General features: G+C 43.2%; 14 protein-coding genes. 12 read left to right on the forward strand and 2 right to left on the reverse strand.

The window, feature by feature from the left end:
- Positions 1–42: 42 nt before the first annotated feature.
- Entirely contained in the window at positions 43–948 is a 906-nt protein-coding gene (locus tag JU57_RS01770) for an ORF6N domain-containing protein (RefSeq protein ID WP_037956207.1), read from the reverse strand.
- A 113-nt stretch (positions 949–1061) separates the two neighbouring features.
- Between JU57_RS01770 and JU57_RS01775 the strand changes: the two genes are divergently transcribed.
- The 11 genes from JU57_RS01775 to JU57_RS01825 all read left to right on the forward strand — a co-directional run bounded on the left by JU57_RS01775 (position 1062) and on the right by JU57_RS01825 (position 11149).
- The gene (locus tag JU57_RS01775; protein WP_037956208.1) at positions 1062–1850 is read left to right on the forward strand and encodes an ATP-binding cassette domain-containing protein; all 789 of its coding nucleotides are present in this window, start codon (positions 1062–1064) and stop codon (positions 1848–1850) included.
- Between the two features lie 66 nt (positions 1851–1916).
- Positions 1917–2405, forward strand: coding sequence for a 3-isopropylmalate dehydratase small subunit (locus JU57_RS01780; protein WP_037956210.1), 489 nt, complete (start codon positions 1917–1919; stop codon positions 2403–2405).
- Complete coding sequence (gene leuB / locus JU57_RS01785) at positions 2402–3475, forward strand: 3-isopropylmalate dehydrogenase (RefSeq protein WP_037956212.1); 1074 nt, start codon at positions 2402–2404, stop codon at positions 3473–3475. The genes JU57_RS01780 and leuB overlap by 4 nt, the downstream gene beginning before the upstream one ends.
- Position 3476: 1 nt before the next feature.
- Positions 3477–3725 (forward strand): hypothetical protein, encoded by a 249-nt coding sequence (locus JU57_RS01790; protein ID WP_037956214.1) that lies wholly within the window; start codon positions 3477–3479, stop codon positions 3723–3725.
- Positions 3716–4093: a hypothetical protein gene (locus JU57_RS01795; RefSeq protein WP_037956216.1), complete on the forward strand. Its 378-nt coding sequence runs from the start codon at positions 3716–3718 to the stop codon at positions 4091–4093. The genes JU57_RS01790 and JU57_RS01795 overlap by 10 nt, the downstream gene beginning before the upstream one ends.
- The gene (locus JU57_RS01800; RefSeq protein ID WP_037956217.1) at positions 4090–5223 is read left to right on the forward strand and encodes a CCA tRNA nucleotidyltransferase; all 1134 of its coding nucleotides are present in this window, start codon (positions 4090–4092) and stop codon (positions 5221–5223) included. Before JU57_RS01795 ends, JU57_RS01800 begins: the two co-directional genes overlap by 4 nt.
- Positions 5210–6052 carry a formyltetrahydrofolate deformylase gene (gene purU / locus JU57_RS01805; protein WP_025345256.1) on the forward strand — a complete coding sequence of 281 codons (843 nt, stop codon included), beginning with the start codon at positions 5210–5212 and terminating at the stop codon, positions 6050–6052. Before JU57_RS01800 ends, purU begins: the two co-directional genes overlap by 14 nt.
- 95 nt (positions 6053–6147) lie before the next feature.
- Positions 6148–6627: a tRNA (cytidine(34)-2'-O)-methyltransferase gene (locus JU57_RS01810; protein ID WP_037956220.1), complete on the forward strand. Its 480-nt coding sequence runs from the start codon at positions 6148–6150 to the stop codon at positions 6625–6627.
- 13 nt (positions 6628–6640) lie between these two features.
- Positions 6641–7345 (forward strand): SIMPL domain-containing protein, encoded by a 705-nt coding sequence (locus tag JU57_RS01815; RefSeq protein ID WP_037956222.1) that lies wholly within the window; start codon positions 6641–6643, stop codon positions 7343–7345.
- A gap of 17 nt (positions 7346–7362) precedes the next feature.
- Positions 7363–8508 carry an aminoacetone oxidase family FAD-binding enzyme gene (locus JU57_RS01820; RefSeq protein ID WP_037956225.1) on the forward strand — a complete coding sequence of 382 codons (1146 nt, stop codon included), beginning with the start codon at positions 7363–7365 and terminating at the stop codon, positions 8506–8508.
- A 34-nt stretch (positions 8509–8542) separates the two neighbouring features.
- Positions 8543–11149, forward strand: a complete 2607-nt coding sequence (locus JU57_RS01825) for an EAL domain-containing protein (RefSeq protein WP_051906477.1) — start codon at positions 8543–8545, stop codon at positions 11147–11149.
- Here the strand turns inward: JU57_RS01825 and JU57_RS01830 are convergent.
- Positions 11121–11432: a pyrimidine/purine nucleoside phosphorylase gene (locus JU57_RS01830; RefSeq protein ID WP_037956228.1), complete on the reverse strand. Its 312-nt coding sequence runs from the start codon at positions 11430–11432 to the stop codon at positions 11121–11123. The two genes, JU57_RS01825 and JU57_RS01830, sit on opposite strands and share 29 nt — an antisense overlap.
- A 118-nt stretch (positions 11433–11550) precedes the next feature.
- Here JU57_RS01830 and JU57_RS01835 point away from each other — a divergent pair, with 118 nt between their 5' ends.
- Positions 11551–12198 (forward strand): carbonic anhydrase, encoded by a 648-nt coding sequence (locus JU57_RS01835; protein ID WP_037956466.1) that lies wholly within the window; start codon positions 11551–11553, stop codon positions 12196–12198.
- Positions 12199–12207: the final 9 nt, after the last annotated feature.

The following is a 12207-nucleotide window of genomic DNA, read 5'->3' on the forward strand; positions in this document are numbered from 1 at the left end:
GGTATAAATATATCTTTAATTCTGACATGATAACAAAGAGACTCACTGCTTTATAAATGGGTCCTTAAAATGTTTCTCAATCCTTTCTAAAATAGCTAAATTTTCAATATCGAGTTTTGAAAAAGCAAACCACTTTTTACCCAAATCTTTAAGGCTCGCACCGATGTGATAGACATTTGTATGGTCAAGAATTAAAAATCTATCGTGGGATTGGTTGAACTTTTTGAGCATGATGGGCGGGTATTGCGCATTATGTTTTTTGAGATCAAGTTCAAGCTCTTTGGTGATGTTTTGCGTGTAAAGAGTAGCTTTGACATCTTTGTTTCTTTTGGAAAGTAGCGTAAAGACGCTTTCGTCAAGATAGTTGTCGATAAGAATAATCTCGGATGTGGCACTTTTGATGAGATCAACCATAAAAATATAAGCATCGTACATTTGCCCGTTGTAAAATATACCTTGTTTTGGCTTGATGGATTTGTCTTCGATGGCACTTAAAATAAGGTCGATTTTTTCATGGGTGAGAAATTGCTTCTGTTCGAGGATGTCAAGACGCTGAAAGATCAAGGCATTGTTTGCCATAAACTTTTTCATCGCCACAAAACTTTTGATGATTTGAATGCTCATCTCTATGGCAGATTTGCTTTTTAAAACCGCTGAAAGCATGGAAACTCCTTGTTCACTAAAGGCAAAAGGGAGTTTTCGAAGACCCATGAGCTCTTTATTGGATGTCGCAAATTGAGATATCCAATTTTCCAACTCTTGTTTGGTGAGTTGAAACATAAACTCAGTAGGGAAGCGTTCACTGTTGCGTTTGACTTGTTCATTGAGTCTTCGTGTCTCCACACCATAAAGCTCTGCTAAGTCACGGTCTAGCATGACTTGAAGTCCACGGATGGTGTAGATTTTTGCTTTAATGTCCTCTTCTTGAGTCAAGATGATTGGGTTCATGAATTTACCTTGCGACTTTGGATTAGTGTTGATTTTATCCTTTTTTGATGTTGCTCGAAAATTTTATGTCAAAATGAAATGCGCTATAATCGTATCATTGAAGGAGTGAGCGAATGGAAATTATTCATTTTGAGCATGTGAATGTGGCGTATGATGAAGAGGATGTTTTGCATGACATTCATTTAAGCATCAACGAGGGACAACATACGGTGATTTTAGGGGGAAATGGTTCGGGGAAATCGACGCTTTTAAAGCTTTTTTCCAACGATCTTTATCCGCGTTTTAGCGACACAATGACCAAAGAGGTGTTTGGCAAAAAGGTGTGGGATATTTGGGAGCTCAAAAAGCATCTAGGCATCATCACAAACGATCTGCACTACCAATTTAGTGAACGCGCCCCCGATCTAAACGCCTTTGAAGTGATACTTTCAGGCTTTTACAGCAGTTTTCACATCTATGAGCATCAAGAATTTTCACCTTTACATGTAAAGAAAGTGGAAGAGGTTTTGGACTTTTTAGGCATACGCCATTTACATCATAAACGCATCTCCGAGATGTCCACGGGGGAGCTTAGAAAGTGCATCATAGCGCGCTCTTTAGTGCATGAACCCAAAGCGATGATACTTGATGAGCCAACGGTTGGCTTGGACATCAAGGCGCAACTCAATTTTATAGAGATGATACGCAAAATTGCAGCGCATCGAACGATCATCTTAGTCACGCATCACCTTGAAGAGATTTTTGAAGAGATTTCGCATGTCGTGCTGATCAAAGAGGGGCGCATTGTGGCGCAAGGCGCCAAAGAGGCACTGCTAGACGATGCGTATCTCTCAGAGGTTTTTGATCTGCCTTTACATGTAAAGTGTGAAAAAGGGCGCTATTTTGTTCAAAGCGCGGGGTGATTAAACTTTTTTACAACCCTCTTTGGGTAAAATTTTAACAAATCAAGTGATTCCTAAGGATAATCAATGAGTACGATTAGCGGAAAAGTATGGTGTTTTGGCGACAATATCGACACTGACTTAATCATTGCGGCACGTTATTTAAACACATCTGATCCAAAAGAGCTGGCAAAGCATGTGATGGAAGATAAAGATCCTGAGTTTGTGAACAAAGTCAACGCAGGTGACATCATTGTTGCGGGTGAAAATTTTGGCTGTGGAAGCAGTCGTGAGCACGCTCCCATCGCACTTAAGGCTGCAGGTGTGAGTGCCGTGGTTGCCAAAAGTTTTGCGCGTATTTTTTACCGCAATGCGTTTAACACAGGACTTCCTATTTTTGAACTGGCTGAAACGGACACCATTAAAGAGGGCGAAAGCATCTCGATTTCTATGGAGAGTGGCGAAGTGAAAAACGGTGCAAAAACCTACAAATTTACCCCGATTCCTCCGTTTATGCAAGAGCTTCTAGGATGCGGCGGATTGATGAATTATGCAAAAAAAGAGATAACGAAATGAAAAAAATCTACAAAATAGCGGTTATTAGAGGCGATGGTATTGGTCCTGAGATCGTGGATGAAGCGATCAAAGTTTTAGACAGTGTCTGTGCAAAAGAGGATTTTGAACTCCGCTATGAAGACTACCTCATGGGTGGTGTTGCGTATGATTTTAAAGGCACACCACTTCCGGATGAGACGATTGAGGGTTGTTTGAAAAGTGACGCCGTTTTATTTGGTGCCATTGGTGGTGAAAAATGGGACACATTACCTCGTGAATTTCGCCCAGAAACCGGACTTTTAAAACTTCGTAAAGCGCTTGGATTGTTTGCAAACCTTCGCCCAACGGCTATTTTTGATGAGCTTTTAGATGCGAGCACGCTTAAACCTGAAGTGCTTAAAGGCGTTGATCTTCTCGTCGTGCGTGAACTGATCGGTGGTATTTACTTTGGCGAACCGCGTGGCAATGACGGTTTCAAAGGCTATAACACGATGGTCTACACCAAGCCTGAGATCGAGCGCATTGCGCACATGGCGTTTGAATCGGCGATGAAACGCCGTAAAATCGTCTGCTCCGTTGATAAAGCCAATGTGCTAGAGGTTTCACAACTCTGGCGTGATACCGTCATCGAAGTTTCAAAACAGTACCCAGAAGTGACCCTCTCTCACATGTATGTCGACAATGCGGCCATGCAACTTGTGCGCAATCCTCGTCAGTTTGATGTCATTTTAACGGGCAATATCTTTGGCGATATTCTCAGCGATGAAGCCAGCATGATCAGTGGTTCCATTGGACTGCTTCCCTCGGCTTCCATCGGTGGTAAAGTAGGGCTGTTTGAGCCGATTCATGGCTCTGCTCCAGACATCGCAGGTCAAGGCATCGCCAATCCACTTGCGACCATTTTAAGTGCCTCTATGATGCTTCGTTTTGCGCTTGGTGAAACTAAAGCAGCGGATCGCATCGAAACTGCCATTAAAAAAGTGTTGCATGATGGGTATCGTACCAAAGACTTAGCCAATTACGGTGCCAAAGAAGTTTGCTCAACGACCCAAATTGGCTCTATTATTGCCGATTATACCGCTAAAGTATAATATGAAAACACTCACACTCGCGTCGATTTATGAACTCCAAGGCCTGAAAAATGAGGCTTTGGAGATTTACAAAGCGTTACTGCGCGAAAATCCTGATAACAAAGAGGCAAAAATTGCCATCAAACGGCTCTCAGGCATTCGCAAAAAGTACTTAGGGGTCGATGAAGAGATGAAGAAGTTTTTTTTAACAATGAACTCAGAAGTGGAATTTTTAGAATTTGAAAGGTGGTTGGTAAAGCTATGGAACTAAAAGATATGATTCTCTCAACGCTCAAAGAGCTTGAAGAGGTAGCCCCCAAGGAAGAACAACCACCACTGCAACCCCCACGCAAACGTGAAGAGGTTGAGTTTGAGCCCGAACCCCTTTTGGAGATCACGGAAGAGATCAACACGATTAAAGCGTATGCGATCTCGCATGAAGACGACGCGTCGTGCGCTGAGAGTCCCAAACAGTTTTATACGAACCTTAGGGAGCGCATTTTAGTGCTTTTTGAAGGGTTTCAATCTCCGAATAATAAAAATATTGAAGCCAAACTCGATTTAACCCTCAACTTTTTAGAATACCTTTTAGCGACGATTGATGAGCAATTGGAGCAGATGGAAGCCTCTAAGCGATGAAGCTAGAGTGCGTGTTTCCTGCGCATTTTGAAGATCAAATCAACGCAGCGATTGCGTTTTTAAAACCTCATACCAAACGTGCTTATTTGGTCGGCGGCAGTGTGCGCGACCTCTGTTTACATGAGCCTTTGCACGATTTGGATATAGAAGTCTATGACATCGAGCCACAAGCGTTTGAGTCGTTGATGAAGCGTATGGGCGCCATCGGTGTGGGGAAAAGTTTTTTTGTTTATAAGTTGGGCGACATCGATTTTTCATTGCCACGCATTGAGCATAAAAGCGGCGTCGGGCACAAGGCGTTTGAAGTGCACGTCTGTCAGGATGAAAAAGAGGCGTCCAAGAGGCGCGATTTTAGTGTCAATGCGATGATGCGTAACATCTTCACAGGTGAGTTACTCGATTTTTGGGGTGGCAAAGAGGCGATTGAGCGCAAAAGCCTTGCCATCATTGATGAGCAAAATTTCAAAGAAGACAGCCTTAGAGTGCTTCGTGCGGTGCAGTTTAGTGCACGTCTTGGCTTTAAAATAGAACGTAAAAGCGTGGAAGTGATGCGTAGCATTGATCTTTCTGATCTGAGTAAGCCGCGCATTTTGTGGGAGTTTGAAAAGCTCTTTCGAGCCCCTTGTTTGCACTACGGGCTCTTTTACATGTACGCCCTTCATCTTTTTGAAAAATGTTTTACATGTAAAGTGGAAAATCGCTTTTTTGAGATCGCGCGTGAATTGCTACGATACAAGCAAAATTTTGAAGACGCCCTTCGTCCTTACTATTTTGTTTATATCGTCGCCAATCGTCTGAAACAAGAACCTTTGAGGTGGTTGAAGCAACTCGAAGCGCCCAATCATTACCTGCAAACGTTTAAGCATCAGCCTTTTTTTGAAGGCGAAATAGACGATGAAATGCTTTTACATGTAAGCCTTGAAATGCCCATTTCGCAGTGGCTTGGCAATTATCGAAGTGGTGTTAAAGAGAGGGCGCAAAGACTTGGAATTTGGGAGAAGCCCTTTGATGGAGGCGTTTGTGTGCACGAAGTGATGCGTGATGGCTTTACGGGGCGAGGCATTGGTGAAGAGTTATTGCGAAGAAAAATTGAAATTATAAAGCAGGTGAGTGAAAATGCAAGAGAGTAAAAATTATATTTTAAAAATTGATTGTTCCGATGAAAAAGGTCTGATCTACCGCATTGCGGACGTGGTGTTCAAGTATCAGCTGAACATCATCAAAAACGACGAGTTTGTTGACCGTGATAACGGTAAATTTTTTATGAGAGCCGAACTCAGCGGCGAAATGAATATGAGTGCGTTTAAAGGCACCCTTGAGGCGATGTTGCCTGCCCATGCGGACATTTACGTCGCCGAAGCGCGTAAAAAAGACATCATTCTCATGGGAACGAAAGAGACGCACTGCTTGGGTGATATTTTGCTCAAACATGACAGCGATGATCTCAATGCGAACATTTTGGCGATTGTCTCCAACTACGAGGATCTCAAAGGTCTAAGCGATAAATTTAACATTCCGTTTCATTGTGTTAGCCATGAAGGGTTAAACAGAGCCGAACACGAAGCCAAAGTGCTGGAAGTGTTAAGCGCTTATACGGTGGACTACATCGTTTTAGCCAAATACATGCGTATTTTATCGAGCGAATTTGTCGGTCATTATGAAGAGAAAATGATCAACATTCACCACTCATTTTTACCCGCTTTTATCGGGGCAAATCCGTACAAACAAGCGTTTTCACGTGGTGTCAAAATCATCGGAGCCACGGCGCATTTTGTGAACAATAACCTTGACGAAGGTCCGATCATCGCGCAAGATGTCATTCATGTCAATCACGAAATGACATGGAAAGATATGCAACGAGCAGGCAGAAACGTCGAGAAAAACGTCCTCTCCAATGCGCTTGATTTGGTGTTTGAAGAGCGTATTTTTGTGCATGATAATAAAACGATTATATTTTGATTTTGACACGCATGTTGGGCAAAGCCCAACACACTACGTTAGCCACTGGGGCACTAAAGCTAGTTTCTTACGAAGCAGAATAGGGAGATTTTTTTATGTTTAACATCGTTTTAGTTCACCCACAAATTCCTCAAAATACAGGCAGCATCGGGCGCATGTGTGTCAATGCCGACTGTAAATTGCACATCATCAAGCCAACGATGTTTGAGATCAGCGATAAGACTGTAAAGAGGGCAGGGCTTGATTATTGGCATCTTTTAGACGTTACGGTTTGGGAAAATTTAGACGCTTTTTTAGAGGCGCATCAAGAGAAAGTAGATCGTTTCTTTTTTGCGACCACGAAAACTACCAAAACTTATTTTGAAGCCTCATTTCAACCTGGAGATTTTCTCTTTTTTGGCGGTGAATCCACAGGGCTTCCGATGGAATTGATGCAAATGAAATGGGAGAATGCCATCACGATTCCGATGGGAAAACTGGGTAGAAGTCTCAACCAAGCGACATCAGCAGGCATCATACTCTACGACGCGATTCGTCAAAATTTCGAGACGTTTAGAGCGACATCGTTAGCGTAACAAGGAGTTTACCATGAAAAAAGCGCTACTGTTTTTAAGTCTTGTTCCTCTTTTCGCAATGGCGCAGATGAGCATTACGACCAATGAGCATGTTTCAGAAGCATTGACACCGGATGTTTTGCGCGCTCAGATCGGGTTTGAAGAGGAGCATAAAAGTGCCGATGTGATTAAAGAGCATCTCAATGCCATTGTCGCTTCGGTGAAGCAGTTTGACTCCAAAGGCGAATTTTGCCGTGGTGGTGGTGGTTATTACCTAGCACCTCGTTACAGCTATAAAGAGCAAAAGCAGATTTTTAATGGCTACGGTGGCACGCTCTCGTTTGGATGCGATTTTAAGTCAATTGAGCATTACAATTCGCTTTTATCGGCTCTGAATAAAATCAAAGCGTCCAGTGTTTTGATCAACCAAAGTGCTTTGATATGGGACGTGAGCCTTAAAGCTCGCAACAGTGCGCGTCTTGCGATGCGTACTTCACTACTGCAAATGGCGACGGAGCAAGCACTCTTTTTTTCAAAAGAGACAAAGATGCGTTGTGAAGTCAGTGCCATTGCTTTTGAAGGGACTGAATCTGCTCAACCGGTGATGATGAAAGGTATGCTTTCTCGTGCAAATGCTTCATTGAAGGAAGAGTCAACTCCTACCGAAGCGCCGATCTTGCGCGATGAAACACTCACTTTAGATGCGACGGTTCATTACACCTGCGTCAATGAAAAATAGCGTGAAAGTACGTTAATTTGAAAATCCACGATATTCTTTTTATTGGAGCAGGTGCGAGTGCGTTGATGGCGGCGAGTCATCTTGAAGGGCACGATGTTGCCCTCGTGGATGCAAACCCTAAAATAGGCATGAAACTGCTGATCTCGGGTGGTGGCAAATGCAATCTCACCAACCGTTTTGCAACGGCTGATAATTATCTGGGTGATCAAGCGTTTATTGCGCCGATTCTGAGCGCGTTTGATGCAAATGCCACACTCTCGTTTGTGAAAAAACACCATCTACGTCTGGAAGAGCGCGATCATGGGCAGATATTTTGTGCTAACAGTGCCAAAGAGTTGGTCTCTATTTTGGGTCGCTTGAGCGCGTATGCGACGTTTTACCTCTCCACCAAAGTTTTACATGTAAAGAAAAATGACCACTTTGTTCTCACGACCGATAAAGGCGAAATTCACGCCAAAAAAGTGGTTGTGGCGAGTGGTGGGCTTAGTTATGCCAGCATTGGTGCGAGCGACATTGGCTATAAAATCGCGGAATCGTTTGGGCATACGATCATTCCTCCTTCGCCTGCGTTGGTTGGGTTAACCCTTCAAAAAGAGCAATTTTGGATGAAGGAACTGAGTGGAATTGCCTTGCCTGTTTGTTTATATGTAGAAGGAAAACGTTTTAGCGAAAACCTGCTTTTTGCACACAAAGGCATCAGTGGACCCTCTATTTTGAGTGGATCGTTGTACTGGAAAAAAGGGAATATGACGATTGATTTTCTCCCACACATTCAAAGCATGGAATCACTTTTTAAGGAGCAGGGTAAAAAGCAGATCATCACCGCATTGGGGCTTCCAAAACGCTTTAGTAAAGCCTTTTTAGACTCGGTTGGCATGGACGATAAAGTGCTCTCAAAACTCACCGCCTCGGAGCGTGAGACGCTTGCTTTACTCAAAGCCTATACCTTCGCTCCTGCAGGCAATTTTGGCTACACCAAAGCCGAAGTGACCAGAGGCGGTGTTAGCACTTCTGAGATCCATCCTACAAATATGGAAAGCCTTACATGTAAAGAGCTTTATTTTCTTGGCGAAGTGATGGATGTGACAGGAGAATTGGGAGGATTTAACTTCCAATGGGCGTTTGCATCGGCGATGCGCTTTGTAAAAGGGTCTGTTTTTTGATACAATAAAAGTAACTGAAGAGAAGAGGTGTGGTGTGATTAGAGCGGCACGTGTGCATTTGCGCGATCCTAAGAGCGTTTTGGTTGTCGTTTTTGTACTCTCGTTTGTACTGCTGACACTGGGTCTTCTCAATCTTCATACCTTAGAGACCGAAAAAGAGCGAGCAAAAGTCTATACGACCGCCGTCAACTACAGTTATGACATCAAATTTAACCTCGACCGAGCCCTCTCCTCAACCTACACACTCCAAGCGTTATTGACCCAAAATGATGGTGGATTTATTCGTAATTTTGAAGAGATTGCGGATGAGATTTTACCGTCTTATCCGGGTGTGATAGAGCTTGCGATTGCTCCTCGTGGTATCATTCAACAAGTAGCGCCGCTTGCTGGCAATGAAAAAGCACTGGGGCTCAACCTTTTTGAAGCCAAGACCCAAAACAAAGAGTCTTTTTTAGCACGTGAGAGCGGTAAATTGACGTTGGCTGGACCTTTGGAGTTGACTCAAGGGAATATTGGTCTTGTGGGACGGCTGCCTATTTTTGAAAATAGGGAGAACAAAGAGCATTTTTGGGGATTTACCGCTGCGGTGATTCGCATCTCAGAGATCTTTGATACTGCTAAGATTGCTCAGCTTGAACAAGAGGAGCTACAGTATGAAGTGTGGCGCATCCATCCTGATAGTAAAGAGAGACAGATTATTTTAAGCTCAAAACGCACACCACTCATTGATCCTGTGGTCTATGCCTTCGATGTCCCCAATAACACATGGAGCATTGCAATAGCGCCTGAGAAGGGATGGGGGAGTCCGGTTGTGTTTATGGTGCGAGAGTTGATGGCGTTGATTTTTGCACTGATGTTAGCCTATATGGCAAAACTACTCCTTGAGCTTAAGATGGCAAAAGTGGCACTGGAGTCTAAGGTGCTTCAAACCACAGGTGAAAAAAATGTTTTGGAGCGTCAATTTGAGGTGCTCTTAAATGCGATTCCCGATCTGATTTGGCTCAAAGACCCCAATGGCATCTATCTGTTTTGCAACAAAGCGTTTGAACGCCTTTATGGGGCAAAAGAGCAGGTAATTGTGGGGAAAAGTGACTATGCTTTTGTGAATTTTCAATTAGCTGATTTTTTTAGAACACACGATATTATCGCAATGGATGCCAAAGAGCCTGTGCGAAATGAAGAGGAACTCAGTTTTAAAGAAGATGGTTACAACGGATTGTTTGAGACGATTAAAACGCCTGTGTATGATCAAAACAGTGAACTCTTAGGCGTTTTAGGTGTTTCACGCGACATCACAGCACGCAGAGAAAATGAAGAAAAAATTCAAAAATTAGAGTATTTTGATCCACTCACCTCTTTACCGAATAAGCTACAACTGCGTCTTCGTGTGGAGCATGATCTGAATATTGTGCAACGCAACAATGAGCAGTTAGCGGTTCTGTTTATCGATTTTGATCACTTTAAAAATATCAACGATACCCTAGGGCATGCTACGGGTGATGAGCTTTTGGTCAAGGTCTCTAAACGTCTCAAACCTCTTTTGCGCCAAGTCGATACCCTTTCGCGCCAAGGGGGCGATGAGTTTGTCGTAATCTTGCCAGGGGTGAGTGTGGACGATGCTGCGCACATGGCAAAGCGCTTGCTTCAAGCGATTGAACAGCCCATTAAGCTAGAGACCACTGAGTTGATCGTGACCGCGTCTATTGGCATTGCACTCTATCCCAATGATGGAGAAGACATCGACACGCTCTTTAAAAGTGCGGACGCGGCGATGTATTTGGCCAAACAAAATGGCAGAAACAATTACCGTTTCTTTACCTCCGAGATTCAAAGCAGATCTGCTCGCATCTTAAGCTTGGAAAATGCGCTACGTTATGCGCATACCAGAGGCGAATTGAGCCTGCATTATCAGCCACAAATTTCACTGAGCGATGGCAAAATTGTGGGAGTTGAGGCACTCCTTCGTTGGAATCATCCTGAGTTTGGAATGATCTCGCCTGTGGAGTTTATTCCGATTGCAGAAGAGAGCGGTCAGATCTTGTTAATCGGTGAATGGGTGATGCGCACCGCTGCAACGAGGATGAAACAGTGGATGGATATGGGCTTTCCTGCGATGAGTGTGGCGGTCAATCTCTCCGCCGTTCAGTTTCACCATGCGCATCTCTCCACGTTGGTCAGTGCGATTATTGATGACGTGAAGCTTCCGCCATGGTTTTTGGAAATTGAGTTGACCGAGAGTGCTGCAGCTCAAAATCCACTCCATGCGATTGAAACGATGAATGAGCTCTCCAAAAAAGGGATTCGTCTTTCCATTGATGATTTTGGGACAGGGTACTCCTCTTTGAGTTATTTGAAGCGTTTTAAAGTCTATAAACTCAAAATCGATCAGAGCTTTATTCGCGATATTAGCATTGATCCAGAAGATCGTGAGATCGTTAAAATCATCATTGCTTTGGGAAAAAGTTTGGGGCTTAAAACGATTGCAGAAGGCGTTGAGACCAAAGAGCAGTTAGACTTTTTAAAAGAAAATGGCTGCGATGAAGCTCAAGGGTATTACTTTAGTAAACCCTTGAATGTGACGGATTTAGAAGCGCTTTTAAGAGCGCCTGAGATTATTTTAGATAAGAACAACAGTAACTAGCGCACGTCTTTACATGTAACGTAAAAGAGGCATTGGCAGGTACTTCAAAGGTTGCTGTTTCATGAATCACTAAAGGCTCTTTTTGGTTTGGAAACTCCACACTCAGCTCGCCACTTAAAAACTCCATTACTTCCGCTGCACCTGTGTTAAAGGTGTAGTCTCCTACTTGCATGAAACCGAGTGTTTTGGTAGAACCATCTTCAAACGTGAGCGTGTAACTCACCACTTTGCCATCAAAATAAACATTGGCTTTTTTCGTAACGGTAACATTTTTAAATTCCATTTTTTTCCTTTATTGGGTTTTTGAGATGGCGTAATTATACAAGAGTTCGTGTGTATAATTTCTTTTTCATTCGGATTGACTATAATTAGCCATCTAAAACTTTGGAGCGTGCTTGATGATGAAAATAGCAGAGTTAATTAGTGGGTATGAGAAGTTTAAAGATACTAAATTTAAAAAATACGAAAACAAATTTTTGGACTTGGTTAAAAATGGACAGCATCCAAAAGTTTTATTTATCGCTTGCAGTGACTCTCGCGTCGATCCTGCACTGATCACCAACTCAGCGCCGGGTGAGCTTTTTGTTCTACGCAACATTGGCAATTTTGTTCCACCCTTTGCGCCCGATAATGACTTTCATGCAACAGCTGCAGGGATTGAGTATGCCGTTTCCATCTTGGAAGTGACCGACATTATTATTTGCGGACATTCGCATTGTGGGGCGATTGAGACGATGTACACGAAGATTACCGACATTAATTTGGTGCATGTTAAAAAATGGCTAGAATTAGGGATGGATGCCAAAAATTACGTGACCCAAAAGCTCATCAGTCAAAATGTGACACAACCTGAGAGGCTAGAGCTTACGGAGAAAATTTCACTGCTGTTTCAATCCAAAAATCTCTTAACATACCCCGATGTTGAGCGTCGTGTCAATGAAGGCGAGCTTTTTATTCGTTCGTGGTATTATCACTTAGAGACGGGTGAATTAGAATATTTCAACACCGAATCGGGTGAATTTGAGCCCATGATCGGCAGTGAAAATTGATGAAAGGCA

Origin of the sequence: Sulfurospirillum sp. SCADC, from assembly GCF_000743525.1 — a bacterium.
Lineage (GTDB): Bacteria > Campylobacterota > Campylobacteria > Campylobacterales > Sulfurospirillaceae > Sulfurospirillum.